This window comes from Streptomyces tsukubensis (assembly GCF_003932715.1).
GTDB lineage: Bacteria > Actinomycetota > Actinomycetes > Streptomycetales > Streptomycetaceae > Streptomyces > Streptomyces tsukubensis.
Map to the genome: position 1 here is coordinate 3926057 of NZ_CP020700.1, position 19484 is coordinate 3945540.

The following is a 19484-nucleotide window of genomic DNA, read 5'->3' on the forward strand; positions in this document are numbered from 1 at the left end:
GGTCCCCGGTGGTTCACCGGGGACCCTCCGCATCTGTGCCGGGCCGGTGTGTGACGCTTGACCCCATGCCCGTCGTAGGTGATCTGCGCGTACTCCTGCGCCTGACGAACTTCCGCCGACTGCTGACGGTCCGGTTGCTGTCCCAGACAGCGGACGGCGTCTACCAGGTCGCGCTCGCCACGTACGTGGTGTTCTCACCGGAGAAGCAGACCTCGCCCGCGGCCATCGCCTCGGCCATGGCCGTTCTTCTGCTGCCGTACTCCCTGATCGGCCCCTTCGCCGGGGTACTGCTGGACCGCTGGCGCCGCCGTCAGGTGCTGCTCTACGGCAATCTGCTGCGGGCCCTGCTCGCCTGCGGCACCGCCCTGCTGATCCTGGCCTCCGTACCCGACTGGCTGTTCTATGTCTCGGCCTTGTCGGTCACCGCCATCAACCGCTTCGTCCTCGCCGGGCTCTCCGCCGCACTGCCCCGGGTGGTCGACGAAGAGCGGCTGGTCATCGCGAACGCCCTCTCGCCCACGGCCGGCACCCTGGCCGCGACCGCGGGCGGCGGGCTCGCCTTCGTCGTACGGCTGGTCGTCGCCGACTCCGATGCGGCGGTGGTCCTCCTGGGGGCCGCCCTCTACCTCTGCGCCGGACTGGCCTCCCTGCGGATGGGGCGCGACCTCCTCGGCCCCGATCCGGAGCGGGTCCAGCCCCGTCTGGGGGCCGCTCTCGTCTCCACGGCCCGCGGTCTGACGGACGGGCTGCGCCATCTGGCCCGGCGGCCGGCCGCGGCCCGGGTCCTGACCGCGGTCACGCTGATGCGCTTCTGCTACGGCGCCCTGCTGGTGACCGTGCTGATGCTCTGCCGGTACGCCTGGTACGCGGACGAGCGGGACGGTCTGGCGCTCCTCGGGGTGGCCGTCGCCGTATCGGGGGCCGGCTTCTTCGTCGCCGCCGTGATCACCCCCTGGACCATCGGACGGTTCGGCCCGTACCGCTGGATGATCTTCTGTGCCGCGACCGCGGCCGTACTCGTCCCGGCGCTCGGGCTCCCCTTCGCGAAGGCGCCGATACTCGTCGCCGCCTTCGTGCTGGGCCTGGTCACCCAGGGCGTGAAGATCACCACCGATACCGTCGTCCAGATCTCGGTGGACGACGCCTATCGGGGCCGGATCTTCTCCCTCTACGACGTGCTGTTCAATGTCTCGTTCGTCGCGGCGGCGGCCGTCGCCGCGCTGATACTGCCGCCCGACGGCCGCTCGGCCCTGCTCGTGGTACTGATCGGCGCGATCTACGCCGGGATCGCCCTGATGCTCCTGCGCTGGAGCAGAACCACCCCCGCGCTTCCCCGGTCGACCGGCCGGAACGGCCGGACCGACTGAGTGGCGCGGCGCGGCGGGCGATGTTTCACGTGAAACATCGCCCGCCGCCGGACCCGGTTTCCCGCGACGGTCCCCCCATGGAAGCGGGGCATGTTTCACGTGAAACATGCCCCGCACCCGGTCAACGATCGGATCGTCATTCGCTAGCTCTGGGCGGCCCACCACTCGGTGAGCGCCTTGACCGCGTCGTCGCGCTCCATCGGCCCGTGCTCCAGCCGCAGCTCCAGCAGATGCGCATACGCCTTGCCGATCATCGGTCCCGGACCGATGCCGAGGATCTGCTGAATCTCGTTGCCGTTGAGGTCGGGCCGGATGGCGTCCAGCTGTTCCTGCTCCTGCAGCTGTGCAATGCGCTCCTCCAGTCCGTCGTAGGTCCGGGAGAGGGCAGCCGCCTTCCGCTTGTTCCGGGTGGTGCAGTCCGAGCGGGTCAGCTTGTGCAGCCGGGTGAGCAGCGGTCCGGCATCGCGCACATAGCGGCGTACCGCCGAGTCGGTCCACTCTCCGTCCCCGTAGCCGTGGAAGCGCAGATGCAGCTCCACGAGCCGGGAGACGTCCTTCACCAGTTCGTTGGAGTACTTGAGCTCGGTCATCCGCTTCTTGGTCATCTTCGCGCCCACCACTTCGTGGTGGTGGAAGGAGACCCGGCCGTCCTTCTCGAAGCGGCGGGTGCGCGGCTTGCCGATGTCATGGAGCAGTGCGGCGAGCCGGAGGACCAGATCCGGACCTTCTTCCTCCAGGGCGATGGCCTGTTCCAGCACGGTCAGGGAGTGCTCGTACACATCCTTGTGCCGGTGGTGCTCGTCGCTCTCCAGCCGCAGGGCGGGCAGCTCCGGAAGCACCCGGGCGGCCAGTCCGGAGTCGACGAGGAGGGCCAGCCCCGTCCGGGGGTGGTGGGAGAGCAGCAGCTTGTTCAGCTCGTCCCTGACCCGCTCGGCGGAGACGATGTCGATGCGCTCCGACATCTCCGTCATGGCACGGACAACCTCGGGCGCCACCTCGAAGTCGAGCTGGGCCGAGAAGCGGGCGGCCCGCATCATCCGCAGCGGATCGTCCGAGAAGGAGGCCTCGGGGGTGCCCGGGGTCCGGAGCACCTTCGCCGCGAGGTCCTCCAGACCGTTGTGCGGGTCGATGAACTCCTTCTCCGGCAGGGCGACGGCCATCGCGTTCACCGTGAAGTCCCGGCGGACGAGATCGTCCTCGATGGAATCGCCGTAGGAGACCTCGGGCTTGCGGGAGGTGCGGTCGTAGGCCTCGGAGCGGTAGGTGGTGATTTCGATCTGGTAGCCGCTCTTCTGCGCCCCCACGGTGCCAAAGGCAATTCCGACGTCCCATACCGAATCAGCCCAAGGGCGGACAATCTTCAGGATGTCCTGGGGGCGGGCGTCCGTGGTGAAGTCGAGGTCGTTGCCGAGCCGGCCGAGGAGCGCGTCCCGTACCGAGCCGCCGACCAGGGCGAGACGGAAGCCCGCTTCCTGGAAGCGGCGGGCGAGATCGTCCGCGACGGGGGCTACCCGCAGTAGCTCCGTCACCGCGAGGCGTTGCACCTGGTTCAGTGCGGAGGGAGTGTCTTCATTGGCGTTCGGCACAACAGAGAAGGGTACGTCCCCCGGGCCCGCAGGGGTCCCCCGAAGGCCGTGACGATCATGTACGGCAGTCCGCGGCACTTCCGCCCGGCGCACCTCGTTACCATGCGTGGACGCAATGAGCGACAGCGACCTGACGACAGCAGACGACGAGGGACGGACGAGCGCGTGGCCGAGGCGGCAGACTTCCGGAGGATGACCCCCGCGCCTGCCCGTCGATGGCTCCGCAGGGCCGTCTGCGTGCTCGCCGTCGCCCCCATGATCGTGGGGCTCATCGGGTCGTCAGCGCCCGCCGCCGGGGCCGCTCCGGCCGCCTCGGGCCCGAGCACGGTGGATGTGAGTCTCACCACAGTCACCCCGAGCGTGCCGGAGGAGGACGGAACGCTCACCGTATCCGGCACGGTGGTCAACAAGACCAAGGGGCCGGTGACGAGCCCCGAGGTCGACCTCCATGTGGGACCGCCGGTCAACGGCCGCACCGGCATAGACCGGGCCGCGAAGCGCACGGGGTACGACAGGGCTGCCGACGGTCCGGCCGTGGGCGGCAAGTACACCGTGAAGCTGCCCTCCCTGGCTCCGGGCATCAGCCGGGACTTCACCGTGTCGGTGCCCGTCGAGGAGCTCGGGTTCGGCGAGGCGGGCGTCTACCAGCTCGGGGTCAGCCTCTCGGGGCGGAGCCGCGGCTCGTCCTACCGGCAGGTCCTGGGCATCGAGCGGACCTTTCTGCCCTGGCAGCCCGACACCCTGGAGAAGCGCACCCGCCTCACCTACCTCTGGCCGCTGATCTCGTCGACCCATCTGACGTCCGAGGTCGGCTCCGACGAGCAGCGCACCCCGGTCTTCGAGGACGAGTCGCTGGCCAAGGAGATCGCCCCCGAGGGCCGGCTGGGACAGATGGTGGCCCTCGGCCGCGGGCTGCCGGTCACCTGGGTCATCGACCCCGACCTGCTGGCCACCGTGGACGCCATGACCCGGAACTACCGGGTGAAGGACGGCAAGGGCGGCGAGGAGACCGTTCCGGGCCGTAACCAGGCAGTTGCCAAGCAGTGGCTCAGCTCCCTGGAGACCGCGGTCCAGAACCGCAAGGTGATCGCCCTCCCCTATGCGGACCCGGATCTGGCGTCCCTGGCCCACCGCGGGACGGGCACTCTCGGGCGGCTGGCGGACGCCACCGAGGTGGCGAGCCTGACCGTGGAGACGATCCTGCACATCAAGCCGTCCGTGGACTTCGCCTGGCCCGTCGACGGGGCGATCGACTCGTCGATCGTGAAGGTCGCCACCTCCGCGGGCGCCGACCATGTGATCGCCCGCAGCGACAGCCTCCGTGACGATCTTCCGTACACGGCCTCCGCGGCCCGGCCGATCGGCGGGGGCACCACCGCGGTGGTCGCCGACGCCCGGCTGTCGAAGGCGTTCGAAGGGAACATGCTGGACAGCGGCGAGTCCACCCTCGCCGTGCAGCGGTTCCTGGCCCAGACCCTGGCAGTGGCGCTCCAGGACGAGGCCCCCGCGGGCCGCAGCATCGTCGTGGCTCCCCAGCGAATGCCCACCACATCGCAGGCGCAGAGCATGGCACGCGCCCTCCAGGGGCTCGCCGGACAGCGCTGGACGCAGCAGATCGACCTGCTCGCGGCAGCGGACGCCAGGCCGGACAGCGGGGCCAACCGCAGGACTCCCTCGGTGTCGCAGTACCCCGAGAAGCTGCGCAAGCGCGAGCTGCCCGACCGGGCCTTCGAGGAGATCCGGGACACCCAGGAGACCCTCGACAACTTCACGCTCATCCTGACCGCCCGGGACCGGGTGGAGACACCGTTCTCCCGTGCGATCGACCGGGAGATGTCCACGTCGTGGCGGGGCCAGCAGCAGGCCGCCGAGGCCTACCGCGCCGGTGTGCGCACGACCCTCGGGCGGCTCGTCGGCGAAGTCCAGCTCATCGAGAAGTCGCAGATCACCCTCTCGGGCCGCAGCGCCACCATCCCGGTGACCGTCCAGAACCGGCTGGTCCAGGACGTCGACCGGCTGGTGCTGCGGCTCAGCTCGGACAACGGAGCCCGGCTCAGCCTCGACGGCGGCAAGGGGACCGCAGAGCGCCCCATCGAGATCAAGGGCGGCCACAGCCAGTCGGTGAAGTTCGACGCCAAGGCCAACGCCAACGGCCAGGTCCGGATGACGGCGCAGCTCTACACCGAGGACGGCAAGCTCTACGGCCCTGCCATGCAGTTCACCGTGAAGGTCTCCGAGGCCACCCCCACCGTGCTGCTGGTCATCGCGGGCGGCGTTCTGCTCCTGGTGCTCGCCGGGGTCCGGATGTACTCCCAGCGCAAGCGGGCGGCCGCCCGCAACACCCCCGCCGACGGCCCCGGCACCGAGCCCGGTGGCGACGGTGACCCCGACGGTACGGAACCCCCCGGGGACGGCGGCGACGGCACCGATCACGGGCAGCCGAGTGACCCGACACCGGACACCCGTCGGGAAAGCGGCGACGGATCGCGCGCGGGTGAGAAAGTGGACCGTTGAGCGATGTCGTGGCCACCGGCCGGGGACGATGAGGTGGGGTAGCAATGAACGCGCCGTACGACGGTGACCGCGGTCAGGGCGCCGGGACGAACCCGGCGGACCAGCCGCCACCGCCGCAGCCCCCGTATGCCCACGACCCGGCCCAGCACCCCTATGCCCACGACGCGGGCACACAGCCCTACGCCTACGATCCCGCCCAGTACCAGCAGCAGGCCCCGTACCCGTACGACCAGACGGTGCAGCAGCCCTACGACCCCGGCCATGATCCGTATCTGCGGGACGCCTACGCCCAGGACCCCTACCGGGCCCAGGACCTGTCCGCCCAGGACCCGGTGGCCGAGGCGCTGTACGACCGCGCCTCCCACCCTCCGCCGCCGCCCGGCACCTACCCCGACCAGCAGCCGCTCTACCAGCAGCCCCCGCCCTCGGAGTACGCGCCGGACCCCCGGGTCTGGGCCCACACCCCGCCGCCCGAGCCCTCGGGCCCCTCCCGTCATCTCCCGTACGGCGACGACGCACGGACGACGCAGTACACGGGCGTGGACGACCTGGTCAGCAACGCGGCCGACGAACGGCCGCAGCAGGACGCCTTCGCCCATCTCTTCCGGGACCAGCAGAGCACCGGCAGGTCCGTCCCGGCCCCCGCACCCGAACCGCTCCCGGCACCGGCCGCCCCCCAGCGGTCCGGAGGACGGGTGGCCAGTCTGGCGAAGTCGAGCGCGGTGATGGCCGCGGGCACGATCGTCTCCCGCCTCACCGGCTTCCTGCGCAATCTCGTGATGGCCGCGGCGATCGGTGTCGGCGTCCTCAGCGACACCTACCAGGTCGCCAATGTCCTGCCCACGATGATCTACGTCCTGGTCGGCGGCGGTGCCCTGAACGCGGTCTTCATCCCGCAGCTCGTGCGGGCGATGAAGAACGACGACGACGGGGGCGAGGCCTATGCCAACCGGCTGCTCACCCTCGTGGTCGTGCTGCTGGCGGGCGTCACCGTGTTCTGTGTGGTGGCGGCTCCGCTGCTCGTGACCATGATGTCGCCGACGATCGCCTCCGACCCGCAGAAGAAGGAGGTGGCTGTCGCCTTCGCCCGCTACTGCCTGCCCACCATCTTCTTCATGGGCATCCATGTGGTGCTCGGGCAGATCCTCAACGCCCGTGGCCGCTTCGGCGCGATGATGTGGACCCCGGTTCTCAACAACGTGGTGATCATCGCCTCGTTCGCCGCTTTCATCTGGGCCTTCGGCGGCTTCACCACGTCGGGCGTCAACACCGCCACGATCACCCCGGAGGGTGTCCGGCTCCTCGGTATCGGGACCATGCTCGGACTGGTGGTCCAGGCACTGGCCATGCTCCCGTATCTCCGGGACGCGGGCTTCCGGATGAAGCTGCGGTTCGACTGGCGGGGCCAGGGGCTCGGCAAGGCCGCCGGACTCGCGAAGTGGACGCTGTTCTTCGTCCTCGCCAACCAGCTCGGCATGATCGTCGTCACCCAGCTCGCCACCTCGGCGGGAGCGACCGCCGAGAAGCACGGCTTCACCGGCACCGGTATCACCGCCTACAACTACGCGCTGCTGCTGTGGCAGCTCCCCCAGGCCATCATCACGGTCTCCGTGATGACCGCCGTCCTGCCGCGTATCTCCCGTTCCGCCCACGACGGCGACGCCGCCGCGGTCCGCGACGACATCTCCTACGGGCTCCGTACCTCCGCCGTCGCGATCGTGCCCTCGGCCTTCGCCTTCTTCGCCCTCGGTGTCCCGATGGCGGGTCTGATGTACGCGGGGTCGGGCGCGGAAGGCGCCCGGAACATCGGATTCACTCTGATGGCCTTCGGGCTCGGACTGATTCCGTACTCCGTGCAGTACGTCGTCCTCCGTGGCTTCTACGCCTACGAGGACACCCGGACACCCTTCTACAACACCGTCATCGTCGCCCTGATCAACGCGGGTGCGGCAGGTCTCAGCTTCCTCCTGCTGCCCGCCCGCTGGGCGGTCGTCGGCATGGCCGCCTCGTACGGCCTGGCCTACATGATCGGAGTCGGAGTGGCCTGGAGCCGGCTGCGAAAGCGGCTGGGGGGCGATCTCGACGGGGCGCACATCATGCGTACGTACACCCGGCTGTGCATCGCGTCGGTGCCCGCCGCACTCCTGGGCGGGGCCGCGGCCTTCGGCATCATCAAGCTCCTCGGCAGCGGTGCCCTCGCCTCCCTGGCAGCGCTCACCGGTGGCGGTGTCGTCCTCCTCGGGGTGTTCTTCCTCGCGGCCCGCCGGATGCGGATCGAGGAACTGAACTCCATGGTCGGCATGGTCCGCGGCCGGCTCGGCCGCTGAGACACGAGCCGGGGCGCATTTGCGCCGCGGCCGCACAACCATCGCCAGGGGCCGTGTGTCGTGCATAGCAGTGGACTGTGGGCACAATTGGCATGGCTGTTGGTTGTGCGCAACGGATGGGGAGGCAGGAACGACGGTGGCGGAACGTAGCACGGCTGCCGTCGACGTGGCCGACAACGGCGGGAACGAACCGCCGACCGCGCAGGCGGACAAGGCCACGGCCGACGGCTCTGCCGGACCCGAGAAGACCGCGGAACTGCCCGTCCCCGGCGACCAGGATGTCCCGGACGAGGCCGGCGCGGCGGAGAAGGGCGAGGAGCCCGTCCCCGCCGTCCCCGCCGTCCCCGCTGTCATCGCGGTGCCCGAACTGCACAGCGGCCACAAACTCGCCAAGCGCTACCGCCTCGAAGAGTGCATCACCCGACTGGACGGTTTCAGCAGCTGGCGTGCCGTGGACGAGAAGCTGCGCCGGGCCGTCGGGGTCCATCTGCTCCCCGCCGGCCATGCCCGGGCGCGCTCCGTCCTGGCAGCCGCCCGCTCCGCCGCCCTTCTGGGCGACCCCCGGTTCGTCATGGTGCTGGACGCGGTCGAGGAGAACGATCTCGTCTACGTCGTCCACGAATGGCTGCCGGACGCCACCGAGCTGACCACCCTGCTGGCCATGGGCCCCCTGGAACCGCACGAGGCCTACCGCCTCGTCGACCAGCTCTCCCAGGCCATGGCCGCGGCCCACCGCGAGGGCCTCTCCCATCTCAAGCTGACTCCCGGCGCCGTCCTGCGGACCTCCAGCGGCCAGTACCGGATCCGCGGCCTCGCCGTGAACGCCGCACTGCGCGGCATCACCGCCGACCACCCGCAGCGCACCGACACCGAGGCGATCGGCGCACTGCTCTACGCCGCCCTTACCCAGCGCTGGCCGTACGAGAACGACGCCCACGGCCTCTCGGGGCTGCCCAAGGGCGTCGGGCTGCTCCCGCCCGACCAGGTCCGGGCCGGTGTCCACCGCGGGCTCTCCGAGCTCTCCATGCGGGCCCTGGTCAACAACGGCGCCACGGCATCCCGCCAGGACCCGCCCTGCACCACTCCGGAGGAGCTGGTGAAGGCCGTTGCGGACATGCCTCGTATCAAGCCGCCGGAGCCGGCGTTCGCCGCCCCGCCTGAGTATCAGCGCACCACCTACCAGCAGGGCAACTACGGGCGTCCCGGTGCCGTCCGGCCCGGTGGCGCCATGCCTCCGCATGCGGTTCCGGTCCCGCCTCCGCCGCTGGAGAGCCGGGCCGGCAAGGCACTGAAGTGGACGGTCGCCGCACTGCTGATCGCCGCACTGGGACTGGGAAGCTGGCAGATCTCGGAGGAGCTGCTCGACCGCGACAAGGGTTCCGGCTCCACCCCCGAGGCTCCGCCCCAAGGCGGGGACGAGAAGCCCAAGGCGCCCGCCGAGCCGCTCACCGTCGACCACGCCTCGGAGTTCAAGCCGGGCGGCTCCGGCATACAGCAGCACGAGGCTCCCCTCACCATCGACGGTGACCCCAGGACGTCCTGGGTGACCCCCGAGTACCGGAACTACCCGAACTTCGGGAACTACCCCAACCGCCGCCAGGGCAGCGGAATCATCGTCGACCTCGGCACCGTACGAGAGGTCGCCGGAGTCGATATCGACCTGTACCGAGCGGGCCACAAGGCGGAGGTACTGGCGGCCGCCGAGAACGCCTCGGATCCGAGTTCGCTCACGGACTTCGACCGGCGGCTCACCCCCGAGCAGACGGTGGGGAAGCAGCTCAAGGCCTCCTTCGACACACCCACCCGCACCCGTTACGTGCTCGTCCGGATCACCGAACTCCCGCCCGCCGCCATGGCGAACCGCTACCGGGGCGGCATCTCGGAGATCCGGATCCTCGGGCGCTGACTCCGCTCCGGCGAACTCGTGCCCGCCGTCAGGGGGCGCCCGGGGATTCCCCGGGCGCTCTGCCTTTCCCCGGGGGAATCGTGATAGACAGACCGGGCCGGAGCTGATGCTTCCAGGCGCCGAACGGGACCGACCAGAGGGTGGAGGCCGTGACGACGGGGGCGTCCCACACAGCCAGCGACTCCGAGCTTCTCGCCCGCCATGTCGCTGGGCACCCCGACGCCTTCGGTGAACTGGTCCGGCGGCACCGCGACCGGCTCTGGGCCGTCGCCCTGCGCACCCTGGGGGACCGTGAGGAGGCCGCGGACGCGGTACAGGACGCCCTGGTCTCCGCCTTCAGAGCCGCCCACACCTTCCGGGGCCAGTCCGCCGTCACCACCTGGCTGCACCGCATTACGGTCAATGCCTGTCTCGACCGGGCGCGTAAGACCGCATCCCGGAGAACCGCACCCGTCGAGGACACCGAACGACTGGAGCAACTGCTCGAACCCCATGAGTCCGCGGAAGCACCAGCAGAACGCCGCGACCTCAACCGCGAGCTACTGGCCGCCCTGGGCAAACTCGCGCCGGAGCAGCGGGCGGCCCTGATCCTGGTGGATATGCAGGGCTACTCCGTCGCGGAGGCTGCGGAGGTGCTCGAAGTGCCCCCGGGAACGGTGAAGAGCCGCTGTGCACGGGGGCGAGCAAAGCTACTCCCCTTGGTCACCCATCTGCGCGGTACCTCCGGGGATAGCGAGGATCCCGGCCGGGGAAGGAACCGGACGCCGGGGACAGCCGTCCCACCGGCAACGGACCGAAGGAACGCAGGGCCGACCGATCCTGCTGCTGTGAAGGGCGGAGGTGGACGCACGTGACATCCACGGCCGACATGACTCAGCATCCGGATGTCTCCGAGATCTCCGATCTCACGGAGGGGCTGCTCTCCCCCGCCCGGAGTGCTCCACTGCGGCAGCATCTGGCCGACTGCGAACTCTGCGCCGATGTCCGGGCGTCTCTGGAGGAGATCCGCACACTGCTGGGGGTCGTCCCCGGCACACCACGGATGCCGACCGATGTCGCTGAACGGATCGACGCCGCACTGGCCGCCGAGGCACTACTGGATGCCGGGCGCCCCGAGCATGTTTCACGTGAAACAACGGCTGCCTTCGGGCCCGCCGAACCGGGGCCGACTGCCGGCGCCGGCACCGCGACCCGTCCGGCGGGTCATGCCCGCGGCGCCACCGGCCCCGGCCGGACCGGCGCACAGCGTCGCAGGCGCCGGAACTCGGTTCTGAGCGCCATCGTCGGCATGACCGCCGTGGGAGTGGGCGCTTTCCTCTTCCAGAGCGGGGACTCCGGCAGCACTCCGGCGAACCGAGCCATCGCCTCGCCCTCGGACCGGCCGGGAGAGTTCTCCGCATCGACACTGGAGACCCGGGTACGGAATCTGCTCGAACGTCCTGCCTCTCAGGGGGACCGGGGGAGCGCCATGACCAGCGGTGACCAGCCCGGCTCACCGACCGGCGCGGTACCGGGCACGGAGCTGGAAGGACCCACCGGCACCGGCACCGAGGTTCCTCTCTGTGTTCAGCAGGGCACCGGCCGTGCCACGACTCCCATCGCGGTCGAGCGGGGCCGGTACCGGGGCACGGACGCCTATCTCCTGGTCCTCCCGGTCATCGGGAACATCCAGCAGGTCGAGGCGTTCGTCGTCGATGCCGGTTGTACCGGCAGCTCGCCCTCGGACACCGGAGAGCTCCTGCTGACGGACTCCTTCTCCCGACGCTGACCCTTCCGAGCGCGCTGCGTGACAGTACGGGAATGCATCCCCCGTAGGATCCGTTGGGTGGGGTGAGAGCCATTGCCCCGGCCGAACAGTCAGCAGGCTGCCTGCAGAGACGAGGAAGAGACCCGTGAGCGACGTCCGAAACGTGATCATCATCGGCTCCGGACCCGCCGGTTATACGGCGGCGCTCTACACCGCACGGGCCTCCCTGAAGCCGCTGGTCTTCGAAGGCGCCGTGACCGCCGGTGGTGCACTGATGAACACCACCGACGTCGAAAACTTCCCCGGCTTCCGTGACGGCATCATGGGGCCGGACCTCATGGACAACATGCGGGCCCAGGCCGAGCGCTTCGGCGCCGAGCTGATCCCGGACGATGTGGTCTCCGTCGATCTCAGCGGTGAGATCAAGACGGTCACCGACACCGCGGGCACCGTTCACCGGGCCAAGGCGGTCATCGTCACCACCGGGTCCCAGCACCGCAAGCTCGGCCTTCCGAACGAGGACGCTCTCTCCGGCCGCGGGGTCTCCTGGTGCGCCACGTGCGACGGCTTCTTCTTCAAGGACCAGGACATCGCCGTGGTCGGCGGTGGCGACACCGCGATGGAGGAGGCCACCTTCCTCTCCCGGTTCGCCAAGTCCGTGACGATCGTCCACCGCCGGGACAGCCTGCGGGCCTCGAAGGCCATGCAGGACCGTGCCTTCGCCGACCCGAAGATCGCGTTCGCCTGGGACAGTGAGGTGGCCGAGGTCCACGGCGACCAGAAGCTCACCGGACTGACCCTGCGGAACACCAAGACGGGGGAGACCTCCGAGCTGCCGGTCACGGGTCTGTTCATCGCCGTGGGCCACGACCCGCGGACCGAACTGTTCAAGGGCCAGCTGGACCTGGACGACGAGGGGTACCTCAAGGTCGAGGCGCCTTCCACTCGCACCAACCTCACCGGCGTCTTCGCCGCGGGCGATGTCGTCGACCACACCTACCGCCAGGCCATCACGGCCGCCGGCACCGGCTGCTCCGCGGCGCTGGACGCCGAGCGTTTCCTGGCCGCACTGGCCGACGCCGAGAAGTCCAACTGACCCGAGCAACCCCCCCAGGGTCTGCTCGGGCCGCTCCCCTCACCCCACCCCAGATTGATCAAAGGAGGCCCGCCGTGGCCGGCGCGCTGAAGAACGTAACGGATGCCACCTTCGAAGAAGAGGTCCTCAAGAGCGAGAAGCCCGTTCTGGTGGACTTCTGGGCGGCCTGGTGCGGCCCGTGCCGTCAGATCGCGCCGTCCCTTGAGGCCATCGCTGCCGAGCACGGCGACAAGATCGAGGTCGTCAAGCTCAACATCGACGAGAACCCGGCCACCGCTGCCAAGTACGGGGTGATGTCGATCCCGACCCTGAACGTCTACAAGGACGGCGAGGTCGCGCAGACGATCGTCGGTGCCAAGCCGAAGGCCGCCATCGTCCGCGACCTGGAGAACTTCCTCGGCTAGTGAGCGGCGCCCACGCGCCCATGTTTCACGTGAAACATGACGGAGGGCCGCCACCCGATCGGGTGGCGGCCCTCCGTTGTTGTCCGGTCAGAGCGGCCGTAGTACCGGCTCCTTCTGCACCGCACCGAGCAGCCGGTCCAGAGCCTGCTCGACGTCCTCCTTCCAGGAGAGCGTGTTTCTCAGCTCCAGCCTCAGTCGCGGATACGAGAAGTGCGGTCGGACCGTCTTGAATCCCACCGCGGTCAGATGGTCGGCCGGGAGAAGGCAGGCGGGCTCCTGCCAGCGGGCATCGCCGAAGGCTTCGACAGCCTTGAAGCCCCGCCGCAGTACGTCCTTGGCAACGGTCTGCACCAGGACCCGGCCCAGCCCCTGCCCCTGGTAACCCGGGTTGATCCAGGACGTCATCAGCTGAACGGCGTCAGCGGATACCGGGCTGGTCGGAAAGGCCAGGGAACGCGGCACATAGGCCGGTGGGGCGTAGAGAACGAAGCCGACCGCTACCTCGTCGACATAGACGACCCGGCCACAGGATCCCCACTCCAGCAGGACCGCTGAAATCCAGGCTTCCTTCTCCAACTCGGGCCGGCCCGCCCTGACAGCGGCATCACCGCTGACCGGGTCCAGCTCCCAGAAGACACAGGAGCGGCAGCGCTTGGGGAGGTCCGACAGATTGTCCAGGGTGAGAGGTACCAGCCGACGCCCCATAGAGACCGCTCCTCCGTTCCGTCCCCGTCCGCCCGGCCGGCGGCAGCCTCAGTCGTCGGTGTCCTGTCCGCCCTGGATGAGCCCCCGCTCCAGGGCACGGTCCTCACCGGGTGCAAGGGTTCCGAGAATGCGCTCCAGATCCTCCATCGAAGCGAACTCGACGACGATCTTGCCGCGCTTCTGGCCCAGGTCGACCTTGACCCTGGTCTCGAAGCGGTCGGAGAGCCGGGAGGCGAGATCGGTCAGCGCGGGGGAGACCCGGGCACCGGCACGGGGGCCCTTCTTCGGCTTGACCGTGCTCTTGGGGTCGGACCCGAGCAGAGTGACGATCTCTTCAACCGAACGCACCGACAGTCCTTCGGCGACGATCCGGCGCGCCAGCCGGTCCTGCTCCTCGTGGTCCTCCACCGACAACAGCGCGCGAGCGTGCCCGGCCGTCAGTACTCCCGCGGCCACCCGCCGCTGGACCGTGGGCGCCAGTTTCAGCAGCCGCAGGGTGTTGGAGACCTGAGGGCGCGACCGTCCGATCCGGTCGGCGAGCTGATCGTGGGTGCAGTTGAAGTCCCGCAGCAACTGGTCGTAGGCGGCAGCCTCTTCCAGTGGATTGAGCTGGGCGCGATGGAGGTTCTCCAACAGCGCGTCCAGCAGCAGCTTCTCGTCCTCCGTCTCCCGGACGATTGCGGGGATCCGCTCCAGACCGGCCTCACGGCAGGCTCGCCAGCGACGCTCACCCATGATGAGCTCAAAGCGCTCCGGGCCGGTCTGCCGGACGACGACCGGCTGAAGCAGGCCGACCTCCTTGATGGAGGTGACCAGTTCTGCCAGGGCGTCCTCGTCGAAGATCTCACGAGGCTGCTGCGGATTGGGCGTAATCGCGTCCAGCAGCACTTCGGCGAAGTGAGCGCCGGAAGGCGTCATCAGTGCGGAAGTCTCATCCGCTCCGGTGGAGTCGATGGTGGTGTCGAGGGGGACGGCCGCCGACGGCAGGGTGGCGACCTTGGCCGCTGCGACACCACGCTGCTCGGTCAGCACCGGAATCGCCCCGGGTGAGCTCAGCGTTGCGCCGGAGGAGGCCGGCCTTTCCTGGGGAGCGCCAGGGATCAGGGCACCGAGCCCACGCCCCAACCCTCTACGTCGCTCGCTCACTGGATACCCTCCGAAATGTTCTGCCGGCTGTTCTCTGTGCCCACATGGGCATGGTGCGGGTCGTACTGAAGGCCCACCCCGCGCAGGGCAATCTCACGGGCCGCCTCCAGATAGGACAGGGCGCCGCTGGAACCCGGGTCGTAGGTCAGCACCGTCTGCCCATAGCTCGGGGCCTCCGAGATCCGGACGGACCGCGGAATGTTGGTCCGCAGTACCTCCTCACCGAAGTGGCTGCGGACTTCGTCGGCCACCTGGGAGGCAAGCCGGGTCCGGCCGTCGTACATGGTGAGAAGAATCGTCGACACATGGAGCGCGGGATTGAGATGTCCCCGCACCAGATCCACGTTCCGCAGCAGTTGGCCCAGGCCCTCCAGTGCGTAGTACTCGCACTGGATGGGGATCAGCACCTCGGCCCCGGCGACCAGGGCATTGACCGTCAGCAGGCCGAGCGACGGCGGACAGTCGATAAGGACGTAGTCCAGCGGCTGCTCATAGGCCTGGATCGCCCGCTGAAGTCTGCTCTCCCGCGCCACCAGCGACACCAGCTCGATCTCCGCACCGGCGAGATCAATCGTGGCGGGGGCGCAGAAGAGTCCTTCGACGTCCGGAACGGGCTGGACCACCTCGGAGAGCGGCTTGCTCTCCACCAGGACGTCGTAAATCGAGGGAACCTCGGCGTGATGGTCGATGCCCAGTGCCGTGGAGGCATTGCCCTGGGGGTCGAGGTCGACCACCAGCACACGGGCACCGTGCAAGGCGAGGGAGGCGGCCAGATTGACCGTGGTCGTGGTCTTGCCCACCCCGCCCTTCTGGTTGGCGACCACCATGATCCGGGTCTGCTCGGGCCGGGGAAGACCTTCACCGGCCCGCCCCAGTGCCTGGACGGCAAGCTGGGCAGCTCGGCCGATGGGGGTGTCATCCATCGGGGCCGGTGTTTCACGTGAAACATCGTCTCCGGGCGACTCGGTACGGGGACCGGGGACCGGATCGGTCATCGGTCCCGCGATGTTGGCGTCGGACCGCAAGGATTCACTCTCCTCGACTTCAGGCTCGCGATGAACAGAGCCTGCCATGCTTTCAGGGTCATGAACCAGCGAGGCCCGTGCTTCTGTGGATGAATCCAGCTCTGTGGACAACTTCGTGACCCCTCCGAGGGGCCTCCGGTTCCGAATCGGGGCGGCGGCACGCCCGCGGCTGATGATTCCGTGCAGCAGTGAGCGACGTTTCACGTGAAACACGATGCCCGGACCATGGAGCGGCGCCCGCACGACACTCCGGCATACGTACGTACGGGAGCCCTCAGCGGCGGCGTCGGGTGCGGCTGGTACGGGCGGCCTTGGCGCGCTTCGCCGCGAATCGCACACCGCCGGGGCTCTCTCCGACCTCTACCCGGACCACGGTGGAGAGGGGGTCGACCAGACCCTCACCGACCTGGAGGACTGACGTCTCCACCACACCGAGCTTGCTCAGCGCGGCTCGGGCTCCCCGCAGCTCCTCCTCGGCGGTATCCCCCTTGAGCGCCAGCATCTCGCCGTAGGGACGGAGCAGCGGAACGCCCCAGCCGGCCAGCCGGTCGAGAGGAGCCACGGCCCGGGCCGTCACCACATGAACCGGGGGTACCGTCCCGAGGACTTCTTCGGCCCGGCCCCGGACCACGGTCACATGGTCGAGCCCCAGCAGTTCGACGACTTCCTGGAGGAAGTTGGTACGCCGCAGCAGCGGCTCCAGCAGGGTGATCTTCAGATCAGGACGGACCAGGGCCAGCGGGATACCGGGCAGACCCGCACCGGAACCCACATCGCAGACCGTGACGCCCTCGGGCACCACCTCGGAGAGCACCGCGCAGTTCAGCAGATGGCGCTCCCACAGCCGGGGCACCTCGCGGGGGCCGATCAGACCGCGCTTGACCCCGGCGTCGGCAAGCAGTTCCGCATAGCGCACGGCTTCCGGAAAGTACTCTCCGAAGACCGTCCGCGCCGCTTCGGGCGCCTGGGGAAGCTCCGCTGCCTCCGTCACGGGAACCGTCCTTCCGTACCGCACTATCGCTTCATGGACCGTGGTGGCTGACTATCAGGCTGACAAAGATCGGCCCCGTCTGCGCTACAGACGGGGCCGAGGGAACGATCGGGGTCAGGCGGGGAGGACGACGACGAAGCGCTGCGGCTCCTCGCCCTCCGACTCACTGCGCAGACCCGCCGCGGCGACCGCGTCGTGCACGACCTTGCGCTCGAAGGGCGTCATCGGCTGGAGCTTCACCGGCTCACCGGTGTTCTTCACCTCGTCGGCGGCCTTGGCGCCCAGCTCGGCCAGCTCGGTGCGCTTCTTCGCCCGGAAGCCCGCGATGTCCAGCATCAGCCGACTGCGGTCCCCGGTCTCGCGGTGCACGGCGAGACGGGTCAGCTCCTGCAGAGCTTCCAGAACCTCGCCGTCGCGTCCCACCAGCTTTTGAAGGTCGCGACCGCCCGATTCACTGATGATCGAGACAGCGGCCCGGTCGGCCTCGACGTCCATGTCGATGTCGCCGTCGAGATCGGCGATGTCGAGCAGACCCTCAAGGTAGTCGGCGGCGATCTCCCCCTCCTGCTCAAGGCGGGTCAGGGTGTCGCCTTCCTCCGCGGCAGCGGAGATGGTGCCTTCCGTCACGGATGGACTCCTTCTACTACTTCTTGGACGACGGGTGCTTGGGGCGCTGCGGGCCCTTGCGCTGTCCGGACTTGGGCTGCTGACGGCCCGAGTTGGCCCGGGGCTGCTTGGACTTGGCGCTCTGGGACGAATCCTTGCGGAGCGACGGCTTCGACTCGGTGTCGTCGGAGCCGGACTCGTCCTCGGCCGCCTTGCTCGTGGGCTGCTGTGCAGCGGTGGACTGCCGCTGGGACTTGCTCTGCCGCTTCGGCTGCTGGCGCCTGGTGGTGCCGCCCTCGGCCTCGGTCTCGACGGTCTCGCTCTTCACGATCGAGCCGTCCGCCTGGGCCGCGAATCCGGCCTTGGCCAGACCGGTGATGAACTTGCGCTCGTTGTCGTTGCGGTCCGCTCCCTTGGCGACAACCGCCTGGACGACCTTGCGACGACGGCGGGAACCGATCTCGCCACGCTGCGTGGCGGACTTCAGCAGCCGGGTCAGGTAATGGTCCTGGGCCTTGCTGCCCGGCGTCGGGTTCTGGTTGATCACGTACATCTGCTGACCCATGGTCCAGACGTTGGTGGTCAGCCAGTAGACGAGGACGCCGACGGGGAAGTTGATGCCCATGACCGCGAAGATCACCGGGAAGATGTACATCAGCATCTTCTGCTGCTGCATGTACGGGGTCTTCACCGTCAGGTCGACGTTCTTCTGCATGAGCTGGCGCTGCGTGTAGAACTGCGACGCCGACATCAGAATGATCATGATTGCGGTGACGACGCGGACATCCGTCAGCGAGGCGTCCAGAGCCTGGACCTTCTCGGGGCTGTCCGTGAACTTGGCCGCCAGCGGGGCGCCGAAGATATGCGCCTGCCGGGCACTGGCCAGCAGCGGCTCGTTGATGACACCGACGACATCACCGGATGCGATCTTGGAGAGCACGTAGTAGAGCGCGAAGAAGAACGGCGACTGCGCGAGGATGGGCAGACACGAGGAGAGCGGGTTGGTACCCGTCTCCTTGTACAGCTTCATCATCTCTTCGGACTGACGCTGCCGGTCGTTCTTGTAGCGCTCCTGGATCGCCTTCATCTTCGGCTGGAGCGCCTGCATGTTCCGCATCGACTTGATCTGCTTCACGAAGAGCGGGATCAGGCAGATACGGATGAGGACCACCAGCGACACGATGGACAGTCCCCAGGCCCAGCCCGTGTCGGGGCCGAAGATCGCCCCGTAGAGCTTGTGGAACTGGACGATGATCCACGAGACGGGCGTGGTGATAAAACTGAAGAGACTGGCAATCGTGTCCACTAATCAGGCTCCTTGAGCTTTGGGCGAGGTCTCTGCGGCCGGACTCGGGGGTGCGGAATCCCCTCCCGACGGCACCGAAGGCTCTCCGGAACCGTGCCCGCCCTCTGTGCCGGCATGGCCGTCCTTGCCCCGCAGGGCATTGCGCAGCATCTCGTGCCACCGTGGACGCTTCCGCGGAGGCACATGATCCACTCCGCCCGGTGACCACGGATTGCACCGCAGGATCCGCCAGGCGGTGAGCACCGTGCCTTTCACCGCACCGTGCCGGTCGATGGCCGTGTATCCGTAGTGGGAACACGACGGGTAGTACCGGCAGACGGGCCCCAGCATGGGGCTGATCGTCCACTGGTACAGCTTGATCAGAGCCAGCAGCGGGTACTTCATCGCGCGCCCCCTCCCAGGAGCCGCTGAAATGCGGCGTCCAGGTCCCGGGCCAACTGTGCGTGATCGGCGTCGCCCGCTCCGGGCAGCGCCCGTACGACCACCAGGCTACCGGCGGGAAGCTCGGCGAGCCGGTCGCGTATCAGATGCCGCAGTCTGCGCTTGACCTTGTTGCGCACGACCGCACCACCCACTGCCTTGCTCACGACGAAACCCGCACACGTCGGGGGAGCGCTCTCCCCAGGCGCGTGCGGGTCCGGTGAACCGCTGCGTAGATGGACGACGAGAAGGGGGCGTCCGGCCCTGCGTCCCCGTCGTACCGCGGCCGCGAAGTCCTCGCGCCGCCTCAGCCGATTCTCGGTAGGCAGCACGTCATG

17 protein-coding genes are annotated in these 19484 nt (G+C 68.9%); 8 read left to right on the forward strand and 9 right to left on the reverse strand.

Annotated features, from left to right (window positions below; genetic code table 11):
- Positions 1–65: 65 nt before the first annotated feature.
- Positions 66–1367, forward strand: a complete 1302-nt coding sequence (locus B7R87_RS15865; protein ID WP_006348067.1) for an MFS transporter — start codon at positions 66–68, stop codon at positions 1365–1367.
- A 143-nt stretch (positions 1368–1510) separates the two neighbouring features.
- Here B7R87_RS15865 and B7R87_RS15870 read toward each other — a convergent pair whose 3' ends face one another.
- The gene (locus B7R87_RS15870) at positions 1511–2953 is read right to left on the reverse strand and encodes a CCA tRNA nucleotidyltransferase (protein ID WP_006348066.1); all 1443 of its coding nucleotides are present in this window, start codon (positions 2951–2953) and stop codon (positions 1511–1513) included.
- Between the two features lie 255 nt (positions 2954–3208).
- Between B7R87_RS15870 and B7R87_RS15875 the strand changes: the two genes are divergently transcribed.
- The 7 genes from B7R87_RS15875 to trxA all read left to right on the forward strand — a co-directional run bounded on the left by B7R87_RS15875 (position 3209) and on the right by trxA (position 12947).
- The gene (locus tag B7R87_RS15875; RefSeq protein WP_040915554.1) at positions 3209–5467 is read left to right on the forward strand and encodes a DUF6049 family protein; all 2259 of its coding nucleotides are present in this window, start codon (positions 3209–3211) and stop codon (positions 5465–5467) included.
- A gap of 44 nt (positions 5468–5511) precedes the next feature.
- On the forward strand, positions 5512–7794 hold the full coding sequence (gene murJ / locus B7R87_RS15880) for a murein biosynthesis integral membrane protein MurJ (protein WP_006348064.1): 2283 nt from the start codon (positions 5512–5514) through the stop codon (positions 7792–7794).
- Between the two features lie 136 nt (positions 7795–7930).
- Positions 7931–9700 carry a protein kinase family protein gene (locus B7R87_RS15885; protein WP_006348063.1) on the forward strand — a complete coding sequence of 590 codons (1770 nt, stop codon included), beginning with the start codon at positions 7931–7933 and terminating at the stop codon, positions 9698–9700.
- 149 nt (positions 9701–9849) lie between these two features.
- A complete protein-coding gene (sigM, locus tag B7R87_RS15890; protein WP_040915552.1) occupies positions 9850–10554 on the forward strand; it encodes an RNA polymerase sigma factor SigM in 705 nt (234 codons plus the stop codon).
- A complete protein-coding gene (locus tag B7R87_RS15895) occupies positions 10551–11468 on the forward strand; it encodes an anti-sigma factor family protein (RefSeq protein WP_130584989.1) in 918 nt (305 codons plus the stop codon). Before sigM ends, B7R87_RS15895 begins: the two co-directional genes overlap by 4 nt.
- Positions 11469–11592: 124 nt before the next feature.
- A complete protein-coding gene (trxB, locus tag B7R87_RS15900) occupies positions 11593–12543 on the forward strand; it encodes a thioredoxin-disulfide reductase (RefSeq protein WP_006348059.1) in 951 nt (316 codons plus the stop codon).
- Positions 12544–12617: 74 nt separating this feature from the next.
- The gene (trxA, locus tag B7R87_RS15905) at positions 12618–12947 is read left to right on the forward strand and encodes a thioredoxin (protein WP_006348058.1); all 330 of its coding nucleotides are present in this window, start codon (positions 12618–12620) and stop codon (positions 12945–12947) included.
- Between the two features lie 87 nt (positions 12948–13034).
- Here the strand turns inward: trxA and B7R87_RS15910 are convergent, their stop codons facing one another.
- The 8 genes from B7R87_RS15910 to rnpA all read right to left on the reverse strand — a co-directional run bounded on the left by B7R87_RS15910 (position 13035) and on the right by rnpA (position 19478).
- Positions 13035–13652 (reverse strand): GNAT family N-acetyltransferase, encoded by a 618-nt coding sequence (locus B7R87_RS15910; RefSeq protein ID WP_006348057.1) that lies wholly within the window; start codon positions 13650–13652, stop codon positions 13035–13037.
- A 48-nt stretch (positions 13653–13700) separates the two neighbouring features.
- On the reverse strand, positions 13701–14798 hold the full coding sequence (locus B7R87_RS15915; RefSeq protein ID WP_078902249.1) for a ParB/RepB/Spo0J family partition protein: 1098 nt from the start codon (positions 14796–14798) through the stop codon (positions 13701–13703).
- Positions 14795–15871, reverse strand: coding sequence for a ParA family protein (locus tag B7R87_RS15920; protein WP_078902248.1), 1077 nt, complete (start codon positions 15869–15871; stop codon positions 14795–14797). Before B7R87_RS15920 ends, B7R87_RS15915 begins: the two co-directional genes overlap by 4 nt.
- A 226-nt stretch (positions 15872–16097) precedes the next feature.
- Positions 16098–16814: a 16S rRNA (guanine(527)-N(7))-methyltransferase RsmG gene (gene rsmG, locus B7R87_RS15925; protein WP_006348054.1), complete on the reverse strand. Its 717-nt coding sequence runs from the start codon at positions 16812–16814 to the stop codon at positions 16098–16100.
- 114 nt (positions 16815–16928) lie between these two features.
- On the reverse strand, positions 16929–17441 hold the full coding sequence (locus tag B7R87_RS15930) for a Jag family protein (RefSeq protein ID WP_006348053.1): 513 nt from the start codon (positions 17439–17441) through the stop codon (positions 16929–16931).
- Positions 17442–17457: 16 nt separating this feature from the next.
- Positions 17458–18726, reverse strand: coding sequence for a membrane protein insertase YidC (gene yidC, locus B7R87_RS15935; RefSeq protein ID WP_006348052.1), 1269 nt, complete (start codon positions 18724–18726; stop codon positions 17458–17460).
- Between the two features lie 3 nt (positions 18727–18729).
- Positions 18730–19110, reverse strand: coding sequence for a membrane protein insertion efficiency factor YidD (gene yidD / locus B7R87_RS15940; protein WP_006348051.1), 381 nt, complete (start codon positions 19108–19110; stop codon positions 18730–18732).
- Positions 19107–19478 carry a ribonuclease P protein component gene (gene rnpA, locus B7R87_RS15945; RefSeq protein WP_040915545.1) on the reverse strand — a complete coding sequence of 124 codons (372 nt, stop codon included), beginning with the start codon at positions 19476–19478 and terminating at the stop codon, positions 19107–19109. The genes yidD and rnpA overlap by 4 nt, the downstream gene beginning before the upstream one ends.
- Between the last annotated feature and the right edge of the window lie 6 nt (positions 19479–19484).

What these genes read in the sequence shown, in the direction of transcription:
- B7R87_RS15865 (WP_006348067.1), top strand. Translation starts at nt 66, where the DNA reads ATGCCCGTCGTAGGTGATCTGCGCGTACTCCTGCGCCTGACGAACTTC.
- B7R87_RS15875 (WP_040915554.1), top strand. Translation starts at nt 3,209, where the DNA reads ATGATCGTGGGGCTCATCGGGTCGTCAGCGCCCGCCGCCGGGGCCGCT.
- murJ (WP_006348064.1), top strand. Translation starts at nt 5,512, where the DNA reads ATGAACGCGCCGTACGACGGTGACCGCGGTCAGGGCGCCGGGACGAAC.
- B7R87_RS15910 (WP_006348057.1), bottom strand. Translation starts at nt 13,652, where the DNA reads ATGGGGCGTCGGCTGGTACCTCTCACCCTGGACAATCTGTCGGACCTC.
- B7R87_RS15920 (WP_078902248.1), bottom strand. Translation starts at nt 15,871, where the DNA reads ATGGCAGGCTCTGTTCATCGCGAGCCTGAAGTCGAGGAGAGTGAATCC.
- yidD (WP_006348051.1), bottom strand. Translation starts at nt 19,110, where the DNA reads ATGAAGTACCCGCTGCTGGCTCTGATCAAGCTGTACCAGTGGACGATC.